The 19,715-nt window shown below is 73.4% G+C and carries 19 protein-coding genes; 12 read left to right on the forward strand and 7 right to left on the reverse strand.

Annotation, left to right across the window (positions count from 1 at the left end):
- The first annotated feature begins 23 nt into the window (after nt 1-23).
- From AB0I79_RS36060 to AB0I79_RS36070, 3 genes are read left to right on the forward strand one after another with little or no spacing between them, the layout of a single operon-like run.
- Entirely contained in the window at nt 24-557 is a 534-nt protein-coding gene (locus tag AB0I79_RS36060; protein ID WP_357883134.1) for a Na+/H+ antiporter subunit E, read from the forward strand.
- Nucleotides 554-814, forward strand: a complete 261-nt coding sequence (locus AB0I79_RS36065) for a monovalent cation/H+ antiporter complex subunit F (protein WP_357883137.1) — start codon at nt 554-556, stop codon at nt 812-814. Before AB0I79_RS36060 ends, AB0I79_RS36065 begins: the two co-directional genes overlap by 4 nt.
- A 25-nt stretch (nt 815-839) precedes the next feature.
- Nucleotides 840-1,163, forward strand: coding sequence for a monovalent cation/H(+) antiporter subunit G (locus AB0I79_RS36070; protein ID WP_357883140.1), 324 nt, complete (start codon nt 840-842; stop codon nt 1,161-1,163).
- Here AB0I79_RS36070 and AB0I79_RS36075 read toward each other — a convergent pair.
- From AB0I79_RS36075 to AB0I79_RS36090, 4 genes are read right to left on the reverse strand one after another with little or no spacing between them, the layout of a single operon-like run.
- The gene (locus tag AB0I79_RS36075; protein WP_357883143.1) at nt 1,106-1,633 is read right to left on the reverse strand and encodes a DUF6328 family protein; all 528 of its coding nucleotides are present in this window, start codon (nt 1,631-1,633) and stop codon (nt 1,106-1,108) included. The two genes, AB0I79_RS36070 and AB0I79_RS36075, sit on opposite strands and share 58 nt — an antisense overlap.
- Nucleotides 1,634-1,682: 49 nt before the next feature.
- Nucleotides 1,683-3,713, reverse strand: coding sequence for a xanthine dehydrogenase family protein molybdopterin-binding subunit (locus AB0I79_RS36080; protein WP_357883146.1), 2,031 nt, complete (start codon nt 3,711-3,713; stop codon nt 1,683-1,685).
- Nucleotides 3,710-4,681: a xanthine dehydrogenase family protein subunit M gene (locus tag AB0I79_RS36085; protein WP_357883149.1), complete on the reverse strand. Its 972-nt coding sequence runs from the start codon at nt 4,679-4,681 to the stop codon at nt 3,710-3,712. The genes AB0I79_RS36080 and AB0I79_RS36085 overlap by 4 nt, the downstream gene beginning before the upstream one ends.
- On the reverse strand, nt 4,678-5,166 hold the full coding sequence (locus tag AB0I79_RS36090) for a 2Fe-2S iron-sulfur cluster-binding protein (protein ID WP_357883152.1): 489 nt from the start codon (nt 5,164-5,166) through the stop codon (nt 4,678-4,680). The genes AB0I79_RS36085 and AB0I79_RS36090 overlap by 4 nt, the downstream gene beginning before the upstream one ends.
- A 96-nt stretch (nt 5,167-5,262) precedes the next feature.
- On the opposite strand from AB0I79_RS36090, the gene AB0I79_RS36095 reads away from it, so the two are divergent.
- From AB0I79_RS36095 to AB0I79_RS36105, 3 genes are all read left to right on the forward strand, one after another.
- Nucleotides 5,263-6,396, forward strand: coding sequence for an acetate kinase (locus AB0I79_RS36095; protein WP_357883155.1), 1,134 nt, complete (start codon nt 5,263-5,265; stop codon nt 6,394-6,396).
- Between the two features lie 37 nt (nt 6,397-6,433).
- A complete protein-coding gene (locus tag AB0I79_RS36100; RefSeq protein WP_357883159.1) occupies nt 6,434-7,681 on the forward strand; it encodes an erythromycin esterase family protein in 1,248 nt (415 codons plus the stop codon).
- Between the two features lie 71 nt (nt 7,682-7,752).
- A complete protein-coding gene (locus AB0I79_RS36105; RefSeq protein WP_357883162.1) occupies nt 7,753-9,882 on the forward strand; it encodes an ATP-dependent RecD-like DNA helicase in 2,130 nt (709 codons plus the stop codon).
- A 9-nt stretch (nt 9,883-9,891) separates the two neighbouring features.
- Here AB0I79_RS36105 and AB0I79_RS36110 read toward each other — a convergent pair whose 3' ends face one another.
- On the reverse strand, nt 9,892-12,825 hold the full coding sequence (locus AB0I79_RS36110; protein WP_357883165.1) for an FAD-linked oxidase C-terminal domain-containing protein: 2,934 nt from the start codon (nt 12,823-12,825) through the stop codon (nt 9,892-9,894).
- A 123-nt stretch (nt 12,826-12,948) separates the two neighbouring features.
- Here AB0I79_RS36110 and AB0I79_RS36115 point away from each other — a divergent pair, with 123 nt between their 5' ends.
- Entirely contained in the window at nt 12,949-13,491 is a 543-nt protein-coding gene (locus AB0I79_RS36115) for an RNA 2'-phosphotransferase (RefSeq protein ID WP_357883168.1), read from the forward strand.
- Here AB0I79_RS36115 and AB0I79_RS36120 read toward each other — a convergent pair.
- Together AB0I79_RS36120 and AB0I79_RS36125 are read right to left on the reverse strand one after the other, a co-directional pair.
- Nucleotides 13,470-14,042 carry an NADAR family protein gene (locus tag AB0I79_RS36120; RefSeq protein WP_357883171.1) on the reverse strand — a complete coding sequence of 191 codons (573 nt, stop codon included), beginning with the start codon at nt 14,040-14,042 and terminating at the stop codon, nt 13,470-13,472. The genes AB0I79_RS36115 and AB0I79_RS36120 overlap by 22 nt on opposite strands.
- Nucleotides 14,032-15,018: a WYL domain-containing protein gene (locus tag AB0I79_RS36125; RefSeq protein WP_357883174.1), complete on the reverse strand. Its 987-nt coding sequence runs from the start codon at nt 15,016-15,018 to the stop codon at nt 14,032-14,034. Before AB0I79_RS36125 ends, AB0I79_RS36120 begins: the two co-directional genes overlap by 11 nt.
- 64 nt (nt 15,019-15,082) lie before the next feature.
- On the opposite strand from AB0I79_RS36125, the gene AB0I79_RS36130 reads away from it, so the two are divergent.
- The 5 genes from AB0I79_RS36130 (at nt 15,083) to AB0I79_RS36150 (ending at nt 19,663) form a co-directional block, all read left to right on the forward strand.
- Complete coding sequence (locus AB0I79_RS36130; RefSeq protein WP_357883177.1) at nt 15,083-16,234, forward strand: epoxide hydrolase family protein; 1,152 nt, start codon at nt 15,083-15,085, stop codon at nt 16,232-16,234.
- A gap of 255 nt (nt 16,235-16,489) precedes the next feature.
- Nucleotides 16,490-17,839: a potassium transporter TrkG gene (locus AB0I79_RS36135; protein WP_357883180.1), complete on the forward strand. Its 1,350-nt coding sequence runs from the start codon at nt 16,490-16,492 to the stop codon at nt 17,837-17,839.
- Entirely contained in the window at nt 17,832-18,494 is a 663-nt protein-coding gene (locus tag AB0I79_RS36140; protein ID WP_357883358.1) for a TrkA family potassium uptake protein, read from the forward strand. The genes AB0I79_RS36135 and AB0I79_RS36140 overlap by 8 nt, the downstream gene beginning before the upstream one ends.
- 35 nt (nt 18,495-18,529) lie before the next feature.
- Nucleotides 18,530-18,973: a CBS domain-containing protein gene (locus AB0I79_RS36145; protein ID WP_357883182.1), complete on the forward strand. Its 444-nt coding sequence runs from the start codon at nt 18,530-18,532 to the stop codon at nt 18,971-18,973.
- 84 nt (nt 18,974-19,057) lie between these two features.
- Nucleotides 19,058-19,663 carry a TetR/AcrR family transcriptional regulator gene (locus AB0I79_RS36150; protein ID WP_357883185.1) on the forward strand — a complete coding sequence of 202 codons (606 nt, stop codon included), beginning with the start codon at nt 19,058-19,060 and terminating at the stop codon, nt 19,661-19,663.
- Nucleotides 19,664-19,715: the final 52 nt, after the last annotated feature.

Genomic DNA, 19,715 nt, shown 5'->3' on the forward strand with positions numbered 1-19,715 from the left:
CCGGGCGTGCCGGGGAGGCGGCCGTGATCCGGGACGTGCTGGCGCCGCGGCTGCTGGGGCGGCGGGTGCCGCTGCCGCTGGTGGCCTGGCTGGCGCTGGTGTGGGTGACGTTGTGGGGCGACCTGACGGTGGGCAACGTGCTGGGCGGGCTGGCGACCGGGCTGGCCGTGACGTGGCTGCTGCCGCTGCCCATCCTCGATCCCGGCGTCAGGGTGCATCCGGTGGCGCTGGCCAGGCTCCTGCTGTGGATCGCCTGGAACATGATGACCTCGACGGCGCGGGTGGTGTTCTGGGTGGCGCACCCGGGGCCGCCGCCGACGCGGATCGTCCGGGTGCCGCTGCGCACGTCGTCCGAGGCCATGATCGTGCTGATCATGATCGCGCTGTCCACGGTGCCGGGGTCGCTGGTCGTGGAGAAGTACCGCGAGGAGCTCGTCGTGCACGTCCTGGGCCTGACCGGGGACGTCACCGGGACGGTCCTGGCGGACGTGGCCGAGCTGGAGGAGCGCATCGTGCGGGCGTTCGGGACCGTGCGGGACCGGGAGGAGCTGGGATGACGGCGGTCTATCTGGCGACGGTGGCGCTGCTGTGGTGCGGGGCGGCGGCCTCGCTCTACCGGCTGGCGCGCGGCCCTTCGATGCTGGACAGGGCCGTGGCCCTGGACGTGTTCACGGCGCTGTCGATGTGCGGCGCCGGGGCGTTCGCCGTGGCCAGGGACGACTACTCGGACCTGCCGATCCTGCTGGTGCTGTCGCTGCTGGGGTTCGTCGGGTCGGTGTCGCTGGCCCGGTTCTTCTCGGGGAGATCGCGGTGAACGCGGCAACGTCGGGGAGGCCGCGGTGAACGTGGCGGCGGCCGTCTGCCTGCTGCTCGGCTCGGCGCTGGCGCTGTCGGCCGGAGCCGGGCTGATGCGCTTCCGCACCACGCTGGACCGCATGCACGCCGGCACGAAACCGCAGGTGCTTGGCGTGCTGCTGGTGCTGCTGGCCATGTGGCTGCACCGGCCCACCTGGGCGTACGCGGGGCCGCTGCTGCTGGTGGGGATCTCCCAGGTGATCACCGTGTCGGTCGCCGCCTACATGGTGGCGCGGGCGGCCTACACCCGTCAGTCCTCCGACGACGACACCGAGTTCCCCTCGCCGGACGATCGATCCGAGGACTGACCGTTGTTGCGGGTCAGGCCCGGCTGCCCGAACCAGGTCCACAGCGCCAGCGCGGCCAGCAGGCCCGCGGTGATCCACGCCAGCGTCGCCTGGAACAGGTAGTCGATGACGAACATCGTGGACGTGGTCATCGACACGGCCAGGGCGAGGGCGCCGAGGATGCCGTACAGGTTGGAGCGGCGTACCAGCGTCTCCTTGCGCCCCTGACGGAACAGCACGCGGTGCTGCGCCGTCGGCGCGATGTAGCAGATGGACGCGATCGCCGCGCTGACCAGCGCCGCGTAGTACAACCACCGGTCCACCTGATCCAGCCGGGAGAACCCGGAGGAGAAGGGCACCGTGAGCAGGAACGCGAACAGCACCTGTACCCCGGTGACCGCCACACGCGCGCCCTGCAGCAGTTCGACGAAGTTACGATCCGCCCGCTCCTGCTCCGACTCGTTGCGCTCTCGCGCCATCTCGCTTGTCACGCCGCCTCCCGCTTCGGACGAGAGACTTCTTCTTCCATGCAAAGCCCGGCTAAAACCTCGCGGCGAGGATCTTCGGCGGCGTGATGGGCAGGTCGCGGAAGCGGTGCCCGGTGGCGTGGAAGACGGCGTTGCCGATCGCGGCGGCGGTGCCGACGATGCCGATCTCGCCGATGCCCTTGCTGCCCATCGGGTTGAGCTCGCCGTCCTGCTCGTCCAGCCAGACGGCCTCCACGTGCTGGGCGTCGGCGCAGGCCGGGACGTGGTACTGCGCCAGGTCCCGGTGGAGGAAGCCGCCGAACTCCTCGTCGGTGAGCGTCTCCTCCATCAGCGCCATGCCCATGCCCATCGTCATGCCGCCGAGGAACTGCGACCTGGCCAGCTTGGCGTCCACGATGTGCCCGGCGGCGAAGACGCCCAGCAGCCGCGACACGCGTACCTCGCCGGTCACCGCGCTGACCCGCACCTCGGCGAACTGGGCGCCGAAGGCGTGCCTGGCCAGCTCGGCGTCCGCCTTGACCTCGTCCGTGGTGTCGGCGCGGCCCTCCTTGCCGTCGCGCCGCAGCTCCTCGCAGGCGCGCACGACGGCCGTGCCCCAGGACGCGGTGCCCATGGAGCCGCCGGCCACCGGCGCCTCCGGCAGGTCGCTGTCGCCCAGCTCCACGTGCACCCGCTCCGGGTCGAGGCCGAGCGTGCCCGCCGCGATCCTCCTGAGGACCGTGCGGGCGCCGGTGCCGATGTCGGCGGCGGCCACCTGGATGAGGACGTCGCCGTTCCGCATCGTGGCCACGGCCTTGCACGGCGACCGCCTGGCCGGGTACGTCGACGCCGCCACGCCGGTGCCCACCAGCCACTCCCCCTCGCGCCTGATGCCCGGCTCCGGGTCGCGGTGCTCCCAGCCGAAGCGGTGGGCGCCCTCGCGCAGGCAACCCACCAGGTTGCGGGAGCTGAACGGCAGGCCGCTGTCCGGCTCGGTCTCCGGGTCGTTGCGGACGCGCAGCTCGACCGGGTCGAGTCCGGCGGCGTAGGCCAGCTCGTCCATCGCGGACTCCAGCCCGTACATGCCGGGGCACTCCCCCGGCGCGCGCATCCACGACGGGGTGGCCACGTCCAGCCGGACCAGCCGGTGCCCGGTGCGCAGCGCGGGCGCGCCGTACATGACGCGGCTCGGGACGGTCGTCTGCTCGGCGAACTCGATCAGCGTGGAGCTCTGCTCGTACGCCAGGTGCTCCAGCGCCGTGAGCCGCCCCTCGCCGTCCACGCCGATCCGCAGCCGCTGGATCGTGGGCGTGCGGTAGCCGGTGACGTCGAACATCTGCTGCCGGGTCAGCGCGATCTTGACCGGGCGGCCCACCATGCGGGAGGCCAGCGCGGCCAGGATCGCCTGCGGCCTGGTCGTGCCCTTGGAGCCGAACCCGCCGCCGACGTGCCTGGACACCACGCGCACCTGGTCCTGCGGCAGGCCGAGCGTCTTGGCGATGAGGGCGCGGCTGCCGGTGGTGCCCTGCGCGGTGTCGTACACCAGCAGCCTGCCCTCGGTGTCCCACAGGGCCAGCGCCGCGTGCGGCTCCATCGGGTTGTTGTGCAGGACGGGCGTCTCGTAGGTGACGTCCACGGTCGTGGCGGCGGCCGCCAGCCCCGCCTCCACGTCGCCCTTGTCGGTGTCGGACGGGAAGTTCGGGTTGACCACCTCGGGCTGGTAGAGGCCGGGGTGGTCGCTGCTCAGACGCACGTCGTGGTCGTCGGCGTCGTAGTCGACGCGGACGTGCGCGGCGGCGTCGCGGGCGATCTCGTGGGTCTCGGCCACGACGGCGGCGACGATCTGGCCGCGGTAGGCCACCTCGCGGCTCTGGAACAGGGCCAGCTCGGGATCGGCGTCCTCGGCCAGGCGGGGCGCGGCCTCGCAGGACAGCACGGCCAGCACGCCCGGCAGCTCCAGCGCCGGCGCGGCGTCCACCCGCTTGACCCGGCCCTTGGCGATCTGCGCCTGCACGACGAAGGCGTAGGCGACGTTCTCGACCGGGTACTCGGCCGCGTACGTGGCCAGCCCGGTGACCTTGACGCGCCCCTCGGTACGGTTCATGCCGCGAGCTCCTCCAGCGTGGCGACGATCAGGTTGCGGGCCAGCGGCACCTTGAAGGCGTTGCGCGGCAGCGGGCGGGCCTGCTCCAGCTCGGCCTCGGCGGCCTGCAGGAACGCCTCGCCGGTCGCCGGGCCGCCGATCAGGGCCCGCTCGGCGCGCTCCGCCCGCCACGGCGCGTGGGCCACGCCGCCGAGCGCGATGCGGCAGCCTGCCACGGTGCCGTCCTGCCCGACGTCGAGCACGGCGGCGATGGACACCAGGGCGAACGCGAACGACGCCCGCTCGCGTACCTTGCGGTAGAGCGAGGCGCCCGGCGGCGCGGGCGGCAGCTCGACGGCGGTGATCAGGTCGCCGGGGGCGAGCACGGTGTCGCGCTCGGGCTCCTCGCCGGGCAGGCGGTGCAGCCCCGGCATGGGGATGATGCGGTCGCCGCCGGGGCCGGTGACGTGCACCTGGGCGTCCAGCGCGGCCAGGGCCACGGCCAGGTCGGAGGGGTGGGTGGCCACGCAGGCGTCGGACGTGCCGAGGACGGCCAGGTTGGCGTGGTCGCCGGCGATGGCCGGGCAGCCGGAGCCGGGGCGGCGCTTGTTGCAGGGCCTGGTGACGTCCTGGAAGTAGGTGCAGCGGGTGCGTTGCAGCAGGTTCCCGGCGACGGTGGCGACGTTGCGCACCTGGCCGGACGCGCCGGTCAGCACCGCCCGCGCCAGCATCGGGTAGCGGCTGCGGATCAGCGGGTCGGCGGCCAGGTCGGTGTTGCGCACGGTGGCGCCGATGCGGACGCGGTCGCCGGCGGGCTCGATGGTGTCGAGCGGCAGGCGGCTGACGTCCACCAGGCGCTCCGGCTCGGCCACGCCCAGCCGCATGAGGTCCACGAGGTTGGTGCCGCCGCCCAGGTACATGGTGCCGGGGCCGAAGTCGCGCACGGCCTCGGCGGTGCTGCCCGCGCGGGCGTACTCGAAGGGTTTCACCTGGCCACCTCGCCGATCGCGCTGACGATGTTGACGTACGCGCCGCACCGGCACAGGTTGCCGCTCATCCGCTCGCTGATCTCCTCGGGCGTCAGCTCGGGGTCGAGGAGGATGTCCTCGGTGACGGCGCTCGGGCCCGGCTCACCCAGCATGCCGGCGGCCGAGCAGAGCTGCCCGGGCGTGCAGTAGCCGCACTGGAAGGCGTCGTGCTCCATGAACGCGCTCTGCAGCGGGTGCAGCTCCTCGCCCGCGGCCAGGCCCTCGACGGTGGTGATCTCCGAGCCGTCCACGGCCACCGCCAGCGCCAGGCAGGCGTTGGCCCGCCGCCCGTCGATCAGGACCGTGCAGGCGCCGCACTGGCCGTGGTCGCAGCCCTTCTTGGCGCCGATGAGGCCGAGCCGTTCGCGGAGCAGGTCGAGCAGCGACATCCGCGGGTCCACGTCCACCGTGCGCGGCACGCCGTTCACCTGCAGGGTGATATCCATTTCGCACGACTACCCGAGCTCTCGGAGAGGCAACCCCTGAGCGCGGTAAAGGCCGCTCGTCCGTTTTGCCGGAATCTCGAAGGGTAGCCGGGCGGCATGGACGAGCAGGTGGTGGAGTCGGCGGCGATACTCACCGTCAACGCGGGGTCGTCGAGCCTGCGCCTCGACCTCGTGCAGGGGGGCAGCGTGCTGGACAGCGCGCACGCGGAGCGCGCCGTCGACCCCGGCTCGGCCAGGGAGGAGCTGTCGGCGTTCCTCGGCGGTCACTTCGACCGCGACATCAGGGCGGTCGCGCACCGGCTGGTGCACGGCGGCGACGTCGTGCGCGCGCCCGTGACGGCCGACGACGAGACGGCCGAGGCGCTGCGCGGGCTCACGGATCTGGCGCCGCTGCACCTGCCGCCCGCGCTGGCCCTGCTGGAGGCGGCCCGCGAGCAGCTGCCCGCCGTGCCGCACGTGCTCTGCCCCGACACGGCCTTCCACGCGGGCCTGCCGGACGAGGCCGCCGTGTACGCCCTGCCGCCCGAGTGGCGCGACCGCTACGGCCTGCGCCGCTACGGCTTCCACGGCCTGTCGTACGCCTGGGCCGCGGACCGGGCCTGCGAGCTGCTCGGCCGGCCGGCGAACGAGCTGGACCTGGTGCTGGCGCACCTGGGCGGCGGCTGTTCGGTCGCCGCGGTGTCGGGCGGGCGCAGCCTGGACACCTCGATGGGCTTCACGCCGCTCGACGGGCTGCCCATGAGCAAGCGCTCGGGCGGCGTGGATCCGGGGATGCTGCTGTGGCTGCTCGGGCCGGGGCGCCTGACGGTCAAGGAGCTGGGCGAGGGGCTGGAGCGCCGCTCCGGGCTGCTGGGGCTGTCCGGGGGCCGGTCCGGGGACACGCGGGAGCTGGTGGCGGCCGAGCGGGACGGCGACGAGGCGGCCGGGCTCGCGCTGCGCGTGTTCGCGCAGCGGGTGAGCCGGGAGATCGCCGCCGCGGCCACGTCGCTGCGGCGCGTGGACGCGCTGGTGTTCACCGGGGAGATCGGCTGGGACCAGCCCGAGGTGCGCGAGGCCGTCTGCCGCCGCCTGGGCCTGCTCGGCGTCGAGCCGCCGGTCACGGGCAACCGCCACGACGACGGGCCCGTCAGCGCGGACGGCGCCGCCGTACCGGTGCTGGTGGTCCAGGTGCGCGAGGAGCTGCAGCTCGCCCGCGAATGCCTGGCGATGCTGGCCGAGGAGGAGACATGACGAACCTCAGCCGCTCAGCGCTCGCCGAGGAGGAACGATGACGAACCTGGACGAGGTGCGCCGCTCGGCGCTGCCGCTCGCCGCTTCCGACGACCTCGGCCCGCTGCTCGAACGCGTCGGCGAGGCCAGGTACGTGCTGATCGGCGAGGCCAGCCACGGCACCCACGACTTCTACGCCTGGCGGGCCGAGCTGACCCGCCGGCTGGTCGCCGAGAAGGGCTTCGGCTTCGTCGCCGTCGAGGGCGACTGGCCCGACTGCGAGCGGGTCGACCACGCCGTCACCACCGGCTCCGACCCCTTCGACGCGCTGTACGGCTTCGAGCGCTGGCCCACGTTCATGTGGGCCAACGAGGAGGTCGTCGCCTTCTGCCGCTGGCTGCGCGACTGGAACGCGCGCCGCCCGCCCGGCGAGCGCTGCGGCTTCCACGGCCTGGACGTCTACAGCCTCTGGGACTCCCTGCGCGCCATCCGCCACTACGCCGCCGCCCACCTGCCCCAGCAGATGGAGGCGGTGACGCAGGCCCTGTACTGCTTCGAGTCCTACGGCCACGACCCGCAGCAGTACGGCCTGGCCACCCGGCTGGTCCCCGACACCTGCGAGGACGAGGTGGTGAACCTGCTGGCCACGCTGGGCGGCGGCGAGTTCGGCGTGCGGCAGAACGCCGAGATCGTGGCGGGCGCGGAGCGCTACTACCGGGCCATGGTCCGCGGCGGCCCCGGCTCCTGGAACATCAGGGACGTGCACATGGCCGACACCCTGGACCGGCTGGCCGAGCACCATCAGGCCAAGGGCGTGGTGTGGGCGCACAACACGCACGTCGGCGACGCCCGCGCCACCGACATGTCCGCCGCCGGGATGACGAACCTCGGGCAGCTCGCCCGCGAGCGGCACCGCGAGGACGTGGTGCTCGTGGGGTTCGGCACGCACCGCGGCACGGTGGTGGCCGGCGACCGGTGGGGCGCGCAGCACCACGTCATGCGGGTGCCGCCGGCGCGGCCCGCGTCGCTGGAGGCGTTCCTGCACGAGGCGCTGCCCGGGCGGGACGCGCTGTTCCTGGTGCCGCCGCCCGGCCTGCGTGCCGACTGGTACGACGAGCCGATGGCGCACCGGGCGATCGGCGTGGTGTACCACCCGGAGCGGGAGCGCTGGGGCAACTACGTGCCCACGGTCGTGGGCCGCCGCTACGACGCCTTCCTCTGGCTGGACGAGACCAGGGCCGTGCACCCGCTGCACGGCGAGCCGTGGGGCGACGTGGAGCCGGAGACGTACCCGACGGCCATGTGACCGGGGCGGCGGCCGGGTGAGACGACGGCCGGGTGAGGCGTTTGTCGGTCGCGGATGGTTTGATCTCCCCTGTGGAGGCCTCCGTCGAGCAGCTCGTCTACGTCCGGGACGACGAGTACACCGTCGCGCGCATGAGCGCCGACGGCGAGCCCGACTTCGTGGCCACCGGGCGCGCGCTGGCCGGGATCCAGCCGGGCGAGACGCTGCGGCTGTTCGGCGACTGGAGCCGGCATCCGCGTTACGGCCGCCGCTTCGCGGTCACCGGGTGCGAGCGGGTGACGCCGTCGTCCGTGCGGGCCATCCGCATCTATCTGGGGTCGGGGCTGATCAGGGGGATCGGGCCGCGGCTGGCGTACGCGATCGTCGACCACTTCGGCGAGGCCACGCTCAAGGTCATCGACAGCGAGCCCGAGCGGCTCATCGAGGTCGTCAACATCGGGCCGCAGCGGCAGGGCCAGATCGTGCAGGCGTGGCAGGAGCAGAAGGCCATCGCCGCGCTCATGGTGACGTTGCAGGGGCTCGGGGTCAGCCCGCTGCTGGCCGCCAAGATCTACCAGGTGTTCGGCACGGACGCCGACGAGGTGCTGGCCACCGACCCCTACCGGCTGATCGGCCGGGTCAGGGGCATCGCGTTCCGCATCGCCGACCGGATCGCCCTGCAGGCGGGGGTGCCCGAGCGCAGCCCGCAGCGGATCAAGGCGGCGCTGCTCGACCGGCTGGAGGCGGCGGGCAGCCGCGACGGCCACTGCTTCCTGCCGGTGTCCACGCTGGTCAGGGAGGCGGCCGAGCTGATCGAGCAGGATCAGGAGAGCGTGCGGCCGATGGTCGACGCGCTGGCGGCCGACCGGCGGCTCGTCATCGAGGCGGCGCCGGAGCAGCCGGGGCAGGTGGTCGCCTACGCCAAGCACGTGCACAGCCGCGAGGTGGCGCTCACCGCCCAGCTCACGGCGCTGCTGCGGGCCCGCTCGACGCTGCCGCTGCGCGCCTACCGCGAGGACCCCGACCTGCACGAGGACCAGCGCGCCGCCCTCACGATGGCGCTGACCAGCACCGTGTCGATCATCACCGGCGGCCCGGGCTGCGGCAAGAGCCACACGGTCAAGGCCATCGCCACCACCGTGCGGGCCGCGGGCGGCTCGGTGACGCTCACCGCCCCCACCGGCAAGGCCGCCAAGCGGCTGTCGGAGCTGACGGGGCTGCCGGCGATGACCGTGCACCGCATGCTCGCCCAGCAGCCCGACCCCGACCCCGAGACGCTGTTCGACGAGCGGCCGTCGCAGGCCGACCTGATCGTGGTGGACGAGGCGTCCATGCTCGACCTGCACCTGGCCACCCGGCTCACCTCGGTGGTCCGGCCCGGCAGCCACCTGCTGCTCATCGGCGACGGCGACCAGCTCCCCAGCATCGGCCCCGGCGACGTGCTGGCCGACCTGCTGCGGGTGACGGCGATCCCGCGGGTCCAGCTCACCCACGTCTTCCGCCAGGCCGACGGCAGCGGCATCATCGGCGCCGCCCACCGCATCCGCGCGGGCCGGCTGCCGTCCCTGCCGGGCGGGGGCGGGTTCTGGTTCGAGGAGCTCGACGATCCCGAGCAGGTGGCGCGGCGGGTGGCGCACCTGGCGATGGTGGCGATCCCCCGCAAGCAGGACGTCGAGCCCGGCCAGGTGCAGGTGCTGTGCCCGATGCGCAAGGGCGAGACGGGCGCCACGGCACTCGGCCGACTGATCCAGGACCAGCTCAACCCGGCCGCCGACGACAAGCCGGAGCACTGGTCGGGCGCCACGGTCTTCCGGGTGGGCGACCGGGTGATGCCGATCCGCAACAACTACGACAAGGGCGTCTTCAACGGGGAGACGGGCACGGTGACGGCCGTGGTGCGGGAGGAGCGGACGATCGAGATCCGCACCGACGACGGGGAGAGCGTGCGGTACGGCTTCGACGAGCTCGACGACCTGACGCACGCGTACGCGATCAGCGTGCACCGGTCGCAGGGCAGCGAGTACCCGTTCGTGGTGGCGCCGATCGTGGCCGAGTCCGGGGGGATCATGCTGCGCCGCAAGCTGCTGTACACGCTGGTGACGCGGGCCAGGGCGTGGGTGGTGCTGGTGGGGCAGCGGGAGGCGCTGGAGCTGGCGGTGCACCGGCTGGGGCATCGCCGCAACACGGGCCTGGCGCGCAGGCTCGCGCTGAGCCTCGGCTGAGGCCGGGCGCTAGCGCGGGCGGAGGGCGGCGGCCAGGATCTCGGCCAGGTGGCGTCCCTCGCGGCCGGTCCGGGCGGCGGCGATCTGGGTGCGGCAGGAGAAGCCGTCGGCGAGGATGGCCTCCGTGTCGCTCGCCGACCGCACCGCGGGCCACAGCCCCTCCTCGGCGCAGGCCACCGACACGTCGTAGTGCTCCCGCTCGAACCCGAAGTTCCCGGCCTGCCCGCAGCACCCGGAGTCGAGCACCTTCGTACGGAACCCGAACCGCGCCAGCACGGCCCGATCCGCGTCGTAACCCATGACGGCGCTCTGGTGACAGTGCACCTGGGCCAGCACCGACCCGCCGGAAGAGGACGGCCGCCAGTCGGGCGCCCGCCGTTCCAGCAGCTCCGACAGCGTCAGCGTGCGCTCGGACACGAGCCGCGTCTGCGCCGTGTTGAGCAGCTCCGGCGCGTCGGAGCGGAACACGGCGGTGCAGCTCGGCTCCAGCCCCACCACCGGCACCCCCGCCTCGGCCCACGGCAGCAGCGCCCGCACGCTGCGCGCCAGCACCCGGCGGGCGATCCCGAGCTGCCCCGTGCTGATCCAGGTCAGCCCGCAGCACAGCGTCACCGGCGGCACGTGCACCTCGAACCCGGCGGCCTCCAGCACCTCCACGGCCGCCCGCCCCACGCGCGGCTCGAAGTTGTTGGAGAACGTGTCCGCCCACAGCACCACGCGCCCCCGCGTGCCGGGCCCGACCACGCCGCGCCCCTTGAACCAGTCGGTGAAGCGCTCCCCCGCGAACCGCGGCAGCGCCCGCCGCCCCGAGACCCCGGCGACGGCCTTGACCAGCCGTGACAGCCCCGGTGTCTGGGTGAGGACGTTCACCGCGTGCGGGGCGGCGGAGGCGAGCGCCGCCCACACCGGCAGCCATCCCATGGAGTAGTGCGCGGCCGGCCGCAGCCGGTGCCGGTAGTGGTGGGCGAGGAACTCGGCCTTGTACGTGGCCATGTCCACGTTCACCGGGCACTCGGCCCTGCATGCCTTGCAGGCCAGGCAGAGGTCGAGCGCGTCGCGCACGGCCTCGGACCGCCAGCCGTCGGCGATCAGGTCGCCGCGCACCATCTCCTCCAGCAGCCTGGCCCGCCCGCGCGTGGAGTGCTCCTCCTCGCGGGTGACCCGGTAGCTGGGGCACATGACGCCGCCCTCGAACGTGTGCTTGCGGCAGTTGCCCGTCCCGACGCAGCGGGTGGCGGCGTGCCCGAAACGCCCGTGGTCGGCCGGGTAGTCGAAGAACGTGTGCCTGGGCTCCAGCGGGTAAAAGTGCCGCTGCGCGAGGTCCTGGTCGAGGCGGTGCGGGTGGACGACCTTGCCGGGGTTCATCCGGTCGCGGGGGTCGAAGATCTCCTTGAGGCGGCCGAACGCCTCCACCACGGGCTCGCCGAACATGCGCGGCAGCAGCTCGGCCAGCGCCTGCCCGTCGCCGTGCTCGCCCGACAGCGACCCGCCGTAGGAGGCGACGAGGTCGGCGCCCTCCTCGGCGAACCTGCGGTACCTGGCGATGCCGTCGTCGGTGTGCAGGTCGAGCGGGAGCCTGCCGTGCACGCAGCCCTGCCCGAAGTGGCCGTACAGGGCCGAGTGGGCGTAGCCGTGGCGGCGCCGCAGCCGGTCGTAGTCGCGCAGGTACGCGCCCAGCCGTCCGGGTGGGACGGCCGCGTCGGACCAGCCCTCGTACGTCTGCCGCCCGGTCGGCGGGTACGCCTCCACGCCCAGCCCCGACTCGCGCAGCCGCCACAGCTCGTCCTCCCTGGCCGGGTCGCCCAGGAAGGCGTGCGACGGCGCGGGCCTGCCGTCGCTGCGGCACAGGTCGCGCATCATGTCCTCGGCCCGCTGGCGCGCCTCGTCGGCCGTGTCGCCGCCGAACTGCACCAGCAGCCATCCGGCCCCGGGCGGCAGGTCGCGCAGCGCGGGGTCGTCCGGGCGCTCGGCGCGGGCCAGCCGGTACATGGTCTCGTCCATGGCCTCCAGCGCCAGCGGCCGGTGCGCGGCGACGGAGGGGACGGCGTCGGCGGCGGCGAAGATGTCCTGGAAGCCGAGGACCGCCAGCGACCGGGCGGCCGGGCGCGGCACCACGGCCAGCTCGGCGCGCAGCACGGTGACGAGCGTGCCCTCGCTGCCGACGAGGGCGCGGGCCAGGTTGAAGCCGTTCTCGGGCAGGAGCTGGTCCAGGTTGTAGCCGGACACCCGCCGTTCGAGACGGGGGAAGCGGGTGCGGACCAGCTCCATGGTGTCGTCGCGCAGGTCGCGCAGCCGCCGGTAGATCTCGGCCAGGCGCCCGCCCTCGGCCTGGATGCGGGCGTACTCGTCGGCGCCGGTCGGCCCGACCCACGCGCGTACGCCGTCGTAGGTGAGGATCTCCAGCCGCAGCACGGAGTCGGCCATCTTCCCGTACGCCTGGGCGGAGGCCCCGCACGAGTCGTTGCCGATCATGCCGCCGATGGTGCAGGCGCGGTGGCTGGAGGGTCTGGGCCCGACCATCAGCCCGTCGCGCTCCAGGACATGATCGACCTGGTCCAGCACGGCTCCGGCCTGCACGACGATGCGCCGCCCCGGCACGTCCACGGACTCGACCCGGCCGCAGTACTTGGACCAGTCGATCACCACGGCCACGTTGCAGCACTGCCCGGCCAGGCTGGTGCCGCCGCCGCGCGACAGCACCGGCACGTCCCTGGCCCGGCACACGGACACCGCCGCCACCCCGGCGTCGAGGTCGCGCGGCACCACCACGCCGATGGGGACCTGCCGGTAGTTGGAGGCGTCCGTGGAGTAGGCGGCGCGGCTGCCCGTGTCGAAGCGCACCTCCCCGTCCACGGCCTCCTCCAGCCGCCGGCGCAGCATCTCGACGTCGATCTCGCGTGGCGGGGGCGTGTGGGTGACGGGCGTTGTGACCTGGGTGTCCATGCCGGGCCCTTACCCGGGCCGCCCCACCCGAGCCCCAACGCAACGCCAAGGCGCGCCCCGAATGTCCGCTATGGCGGGATAACGATTGGCGGCGGGGCGTCGCACGCGGCACCATGGCCAATGATGGACGAACGTCGCATGGTACGCGTTTCCAAGTATCTCGCCAGGCATCTGCGGCACGATCCGCAGCGCATCGGCCTCACGCTCGATCCGGCCGGCTGGGTGGAGGTGGAGGAACTGCTGCGGGCCGCCTCCGCGCACGGGTTCCCGATCACGCATGAGGAGCTGCGGGCGGTCGTCGCCGCCAACGACAAGCGCCGGTACGCGATCGAGTCGGGGCGGATCAGGGCCAGCCAGGGGCACTCGGTGCCGGTGGACCTCGGGCTGCCCGTGGTCGAGCCGCCCGAGGTGCTCTACCACGGCACGGTGGGGCGGTTCCTGGCGGCGATCAGGCGGGAGGGCCTGCGGCCGATGAGCCGGCACCACGTGCACCTGTCGCCCGACCGGGAGACGGCCACGCGGGTGGGGGCGCGGCGGGGCGTGCCCGTGGTGCTGGTGGTGGCGTCGGGGGTGATGCACGCCGACGGGCACACGTTCCTGCGCAGCGCGAACGGGGTGTGGCTGGCGGACCAGGTGCCGCCGGGTTACCTGCGGTTCCCCTCCTGAAGGGTGTTCCTGGCGGCCATCAGGGCGAAGCCGAGCAGGTTGAGGCCCTGCCAGCGCTCGGGCGAGGCGGCGCGGTCGTCGTCGGCCGCCAGGCCGATGCCCCACACCCGATCGCGGGGGCTGGCCTCCACGAGGACACGCCGGCCGGTGCCGAGCAGGTAGCCGGCCAGCTCGCCGTGCCGGCCGAACTTGGCCACGTTGCCGCGTACGACGATGTCGAAGCGGCGCTCCTCCCACGTCGCCTGGTCGAAGCCCCGCACGGCGCGGCCGAGCTCCTTGGCCTGCTTGGGATGCCCGGCCGCGAGGATCCTGGCCGCGATCTCCTCGTCGCCGAACAGCCAGGCCTTGTGCGCCATCATGTAGTGCTCGGCCGAGGCGAACGTGTGCCCGTCCTCGGTGAACCTGACGGGCCACCACTGGCTCAGGCAGCCCTGGCCGACGCCGCCGTCACGGGCGGGCTGGTGCCCCCAGAAGTACAGATATTTCAGGCGCTGGCCGCGCCGCTCGGCGGCGACCAGCTCCTCGACGGTCATGGGAAGGTCATCGGGCATGGCCTTCAGTATGCCCGGCGGCCCTCCCGAGGCGGTCGGCCACCTCGCGCAGGTACGGCACCAGCTCCGGCGGGTCCAGCACCTCGAAGTCGAAGCCCTTGACCGCGACGTGCACGGCCAGCTCGTCCAGCGAGTTCGAGCCGGCCAGGAACAGGCACGTCCGCTCGTCCACGGCCTCCAGCCGCCCGGCGCCCGGCGAGGTGCGCGGCGCGACCGACTCCAGCGGCGCGTGGAAGAGGATGCGGGCCTGGTAGCGGTAGGGGGCCGAGGTGATGGCGCGCGAGACGTACGCGGCCGCGTCCCCCTTGGCCTCCTCGGGCAGCGGCCGGGGCGTGAAGCGCGCGCCCGGCAGGCCGAGCGGCCCCTCGACGCGGTCCACCCGGAACGTCCGCCAGTCGCCCTTGCCCACGTCCCACGCCAGCAGGTACCACCGGCGCGGCGTGTGCACCAGCCGGTTCGGCTCCACCTCCCGCTCCGACACCCCGTCGCCCCCCTGGTAGCGCAGCCGCAGCCGGCGCTGGTCGCGGCAGGCGGCGGCCAGGGCGGTCAGCAGGTCGGCGTTCACCGCGGGCGTGCCGGCCCCGGCGAGCGGGACCGTGGCGGCCTGGAACGCGCTGACCCGGTGCCGCAGCCGCGACGGCAACAGCTGCTGCAGCTTGGCCAGCGCCCGCAGCGAGCCCTCGCCCAGCCCGGCGACGCTGCCGGTCGCGGCCGTGCGCAGGCTGATCGCCACGGCCACCGCCTCCTCGTCGTCCAGCAGCAGCGGCGGCAGGGCGGCGCCCACGCCGAGCCGGTAGCCGCCGGCCACTCCCGGGGTGGCGTCCACGGGATAGCCGAGCTCGCGCAGCCGCTCGATGTCGCGCCGGACGGTCCGCAGCCCGACCCCGAGCCGATCGGCCAGCTCGGCACCGGTCCAGTCCATCCGTGACTGGAGCAGGGACAGCAGGCGGAGCAGCCGGGCGGAGGTCTCCAACATGAGATCCATTCTGGCCCGCCATCGGTGCCAGGAGCTGTCACCAATTCCTCCTACTGTCGCAGACATGGCGAACAGCGACAACATCCCCCAGGTCACCCCCTACCGCATCGACATCCCGCAGGAGCAGCTCGACGACCTGCGTGACCGGCTCCGGCGTACCCGGTGGGCCCCCGACCTGCCCGGCGCCGGCTGGGAGCGCGGCGTCCCCACGAGCTACCTGCGGCCGCTGGCCGAGTACTGGGCCGACGGCTTCGACTGGCGCGCCCAGGAGGCGGCGCTCAACGCGTACCCGCAGTTCACCACCACGATCGACGGCGCGAACGTGCACTTCCTGCACGTCCGCTCCGCCGTCCCCGGCGCCGTCCCGCTGCTGCTCCTGCACGGCTGGCCCGGCGGGGTGATCGAGTTCCTCGACCTCGTCGGCCCGCTCACCGCCCCGGGCCCGGGCGACGGCCCCGCCTTCCACCTGGTCATCCCGTCCCTGCCCGGCTACGGCTTCTCGGGGCCGCTGCCGGGCCCCGGCTGGACGGACGGGCGCACGGCCGCCGCGATGGCGGAGCTCATGGCCAGGCTCGGGTACGAGCGGTACGGCGTCCAGGGCGGCGACGTCTCCGCCTTCATCGCCCCGCTGCTCGGCCGGACGGCGCCCGACCGCGTGCTCGGCGTGCACGTCAACGCGCTGCTCACGTTCCCGCACCCCGAGGTCATGGGCTCGCTGACGGAGGCCGAGCGCGGCCGGCTGGCCGGGATGCAGGAGTGGCAGGAGAAGCTGGGCGCGTACATGCAGCTGCACGGCACCCGCCCGCAGACCATCGCCGCCTCGCTGCACGACTCCCCCGCCGGGCAGCTCGCCTGGATCGTGGAGAAGTTCAAGGACTGGACGGACCCGGCCGCCAAGCTGCCCGAGGACGCCGTGGACCGCGACCGGATCCTCGCCGACGTGAGCGTCTACTGGTTCACGCAGACGGCCGGGTCGTCGGCGCACACGTACTTCGAGCGGTTCAACGACGCCGGCATGTGGGGGCCGGTGGAGCGCGGCACCGTGCCGACGGCGGTGGCGGTGTTCCCGCCGGACTTCTCCGTGCGGCCGCTGGCCGAGCGGGTGCACAACGTGGTGCGCTGGTCCGAGTTCGCGCACGGCGGCCACTTCGCGGCACTGGAGACGCCGGAGGTGCTGGTCACGGAGCTGCGCGAGTTCTTCGGCTCGCTGCGGTGAGGAAGCGGGGGCCGGCCGTCGCCGCCTCCCCCGAGGTCACGACCTGCCCAAATGAGCACCACATCGCATTGTTTTCCCATAGTTTCTGCGTCAAGAAGGCGTAGGTGCGCTGGCACTCGCGGGGCCTGTTACGGTAGTGCGCGGTGCGCCGGGAAGTCTGGTCGGCAAGAGACTGCCGGTCGGATGTTCGGGGAGGCGTTCGCGAATGCGTGGCCGAAGTCGTGGCTGCCGCTGTTGCCGGGGCGAGGTGCGGTGATGGGTGTGCTGACGCCGTTCACCTCCCGCTTCCGGCACCCCGCGCAGGTCGTCGTCGCCGCCTTCGGCCTGACCGTCGCGGTCGGCACGACCCTGCTCGCGCTGCCGATCTCCACCACCGAGGGCGTGTCCGCGGGCTGGGTGGCGGCGCTGTTCACCGCGACGTCCGCCGTCTGCGTGACGGGCATGGCCGTCGTGGACACCGCGTCGCACTGGTCGGTGTTCGGCGAGCTGGTGATCGCCGGGCTGGTCCAGGTCGGCGGCCTGGGGATCATGACGATGGCGACGGTGTTCACGCTGCTGCTGTCCGGCCGGTTAGGCCTGCGGGCCAGGATCGCGGTGCAGGCCGAGACCAAGACGCTGAGCATGAGCGACGTGCGGCACGTCCTGCGCAAGGTGGTCGTGTTCAGCCTGGTGTGCGAGGCCGTCGCCGCCGTCGTGCTCACCACCCGCTTCGTGACCGGCTACGACGAGCCGCTCGGCCGCGCCCTCTACCTCGGCGTCTTCCACGCGATCAGCGCCTTCAACGACGCCGGGTTCGCGCTGTGGCCCGACAGCCTCGTGCGGTTCGTGTCCGACGGGTGGATCTGCCTGACGGTGGCGATCGCCAGCATCCTGAGCGGGCTCGGCTTCCCCGTGGTGTTCGAGCTGGCCCGCTCCTGGCGGCGCCCGGGCAAGTGGACCATCCTGACGAAGATCACGGTGTGGGTGACCGCGGTCCTGCTGGTGCTCGGCACCCTGGCGTTCCTGGTGATCGAGTGGCGCAACCCCAGGACGCTCGGGCCGCTCGACGAGGGCGGCAAGGTGCTGGCGGCCTTCTTCGCCGCGGTCATGCCGCGCTCGGCCGGGTTCAACACCCTCGACATCTCCCAGATGCATCCGTCGAGCTGGCTGACCACCGACCTGCTGATGTTCATCGGCGGGGGCAGCGCGGGCACCGCGGGCGGCATCAAGGTGACCACGGTCGGGCTGCTGGCCTTCGTCGTGTGGGCCGAGCTGCGCGGCGAGGGCCGGGTGAACATCGGCCACCGCAGCCTCCCGGACGCCGCGCAGCGCCAGGCCGTGACGATCACGGCGCTGGGCGTCGCGATCGTGGGCCTGGCCACCTACCTGATGCTCGCCCTCACCCCGTACAGTCTCGACCAGGTCCTGTTCGAGGTGGTCGCGGCGTTCGGAACGGCGGGCCTGTCCACCGGCATCACCGCGAACGTCGGCACGGCCGGGCACCTGCTGCTGGTCGTGCTCATGTTCATCGGCCGGATCGGCCCACTCACCCTGGGCTCCGCCCTGGCGCTCAACAGGCGCGCCCGGCACTACGAGCTACCCGAGGAGCGTGTCATCGTTGGTTGAGTACAAGGGCGACCCGGTCGTCGTCATCGGTCTGGGCCGGTTCGGCACCTCGCTGGCGCTGGAGCTCACCCGGCGCGGCACCGAGGTCCTGGCCATCGACCACCGCCCCAAGATCACCCAGAGCCTCGCGGGCCAGATCACGCAGATCGCGACCGCCGACGCCACCGACATGGAGGCCCTGCGCCAGCTCGGCGTGCCGGACTTCTACCAGGCGGTGGTGGCCGTCGGCAGCGACATCGAGGCCAGCATCCTGACCACGTCCCTGCTGGTCGAGCTGGAGATCAACGACATCTGGGCCAAGGCCGTCAGCACCCAGCACGGCCGCATCCTCAGCCGCATCGGCGCCCACCACGTCGTCTTCCCCGAGCACGACATGGGCGAGCGCGTGGCCCACCTGGTCAGCGGCCGCATGCTCGACTACATGCAGGTGGACGAGGACTTCGCCATCGCCAAGACGAGCCCGCCGAAGGAGTACGTGGGCATCCCCCTCGGCCGCTCCAACCTGCGCCGCAAGTACGGGGTCACGATCGTCGCGGTGAAGCCGCCGGACGAGGAGTTCACCTACGCCACGGCGGAGACGGAGCTGTCGTACGGCGACATCGTCCTGGTCTCGGGCCGCACCGAACAGGTGGAACGCTTCGCCGAACTCCCCTAGGCAGGCCGGGCTACGCTGGAGATCGGAGGCTAACGATGCGCGCACGCGAGCTGGCCGTCGACTTCCCGACGGTCACCCTGGACACCCCGGCGCTGGAGGCGGCCAAGCTGCTGGCCGACCGGGACCTGCCGGGGCTCATCCTGGTCGACGAGGCCGGGCGGCCACTCAGCATCCTGCCCGGCACGCAGGTGCTGCGGCTGGCGGTGCCGGCGTACTGCCAGGACGATCCGGCGCTGGCCCGGGTGGTGGACGAGGCCCACGCGGACCGGTTCCTGCACCGGCTCGGCGGCAAGACCGTGCGGGAGTGCCTGCCGGAGCAGCCGCGCGAGCTGCCGGTGACCGACGCCAAGGCGACGGTGCTGGAGCTGGCGGCGCTGATGGCGCGTACGCGCAGCCCGCTGGTGGCGGTGGTGGACGAGAAGAGGCTGATCGGGGCCGTCACGCTGCAGTCGCTGCTGGACCACGCCCTCCAGCTCTGATCGCCAGACCACGCCACGAACGGCGGCCCGGGCCCGGCGGCGTCCTTGCGGGGAGTCGGAGGCCGGGCGTCGTAGGGTGGTCTCATGGTCAAGGCCGCGGCACGACAGCCCGTACCCGCCAGGCGCGCGGACGCCGAGCGCAACATCGCCTCGATCCTCGAGGCCGGGACGCGGCTGCTCAGCGCCGACCCCACGGCCAGCGTGGCCGACATCGCCAAGGCCGCCGGGGTGGGCCGGGTCACCCTGTACGGGCATTTCCCCTCGCGTGAGGCGCTGGTGGACGCCGTGCTCGACCATGCGGTGGGCATGGCGGACGCCGTGCTGGAGGACGAGTCGATCGACACGGCGCCCGCGCCGGAGGCGATGGCCGGGCTGCTGCGCTCGTCGTGGGAGATCCTCGACCGGCACCGCCGGCTGTTCCTGGCGGCCGACCGGGTGCTGGCCACCGAGCGCATCAGGGAGCACCACGAGGCCCCGCTGCGGCGGGTCGAGCGGCTCATCGAGCGGGGGCGGCGGGACGGCGACTTCCGCGACGACCTGCCGCTGCCGTGGCTGGTGACCGCGTTCTTCTCCATCATCCACAGCGCCGCCCAGGAGCGGGAGGCGAACCGGCTCGCGCCGGAGGAGGTGGAGGACGTGCTGATCAAGACGATGCTGTCGCTGCTCCGTCCGCCCGCCGCCGCGTCCTAGCGAGAGCGATCAGGCTCCGCGGGAGCAGGCCACGGGCACCGGCACCCGGCGA

It is taken from the genome of Nonomuraea sp. NPDC050202 (assembly GCF_040656115.1).
Taxonomy (GTDB): Bacteria; Actinomycetota; Actinomycetes; order Streptosporangiales; family Streptosporangiaceae; genus Nonomuraea.

Coding starts and splice junctions, on each gene's coding strand:
- AB0I79_RS36065 (WP_357883137.1), top strand. CDS start 554: ATGACGGCGGTCTATCTGGCGACGGTGGCGCTGCTGTGGTGCGGGGCG.
- AB0I79_RS36080 (WP_357883146.1), bottom strand. CDS start 3,713: ATGAACCGTACCGAGGGGCGCGTCAAGGTCACCGGGCTGGCCACGTAC.
- AB0I79_RS36090 (WP_357883152.1), bottom strand. CDS start 5,166: ATGGATATCACCCTGCAGGTGAACGGCGTGCCGCGCACGGTGGACGTG.
- AB0I79_RS36095 (WP_357883155.1), top strand. CDS start 5,263: ATGGACGAGCAGGTGGTGGAGTCGGCGGCGATACTCACCGTCAACGCG.
- AB0I79_RS36100 (WP_357883159.1), top strand. CDS start 6,434: ATGACGAACCTGGACGAGGTGCGCCGCTCGGCGCTGCCGCTCGCCGCT.
- AB0I79_RS36110 (WP_357883165.1), bottom strand. CDS start 12,825: ATGGACACCCAGGTCACAACGCCCGTCACCCACACGCCCCCGCCACGC.
- AB0I79_RS36115 (WP_357883168.1), top strand. CDS start 12,949: ATGGACGAACGTCGCATGGTACGCGTTTCCAAGTATCTCGCCAGGCAT.
- AB0I79_RS36120 (WP_357883171.1), bottom strand. CDS start 14,042: ATGCCCGATGACCTTCCCATGACCGTCGAGGAGCTGGTCGCCGCCGAG.
- AB0I79_RS36125 (WP_357883174.1), bottom strand. CDS start 15,018: ATGTTGGAGACCTCCGCCCGGCTGCTCCGCCTGCTGTCCCTGCTCCAG.
- AB0I79_RS36130 (WP_357883177.1), top strand. CDS start 15,083: ATGGCGAACAGCGACAACATCCCCCAGGTCACCCCCTACCGCATCGAC.
- AB0I79_RS36135 (WP_357883180.1), top strand. CDS start 16,490: ATGGGTGTGCTGACGCCGTTCACCTCCCGCTTCCGGCACCCCGCGCAG.
- AB0I79_RS36145 (WP_357883182.1), top strand. CDS start 18,530: ATGCGCGCACGCGAGCTGGCCGTCGACTTCCCGACGGTCACCCTGGAC.
- AB0I79_RS36150 (WP_357883185.1), top strand. CDS start 19,058: ATGGTCAAGGCCGCGGCACGACAGCCCGTACCCGCCAGGCGCGCGGAC.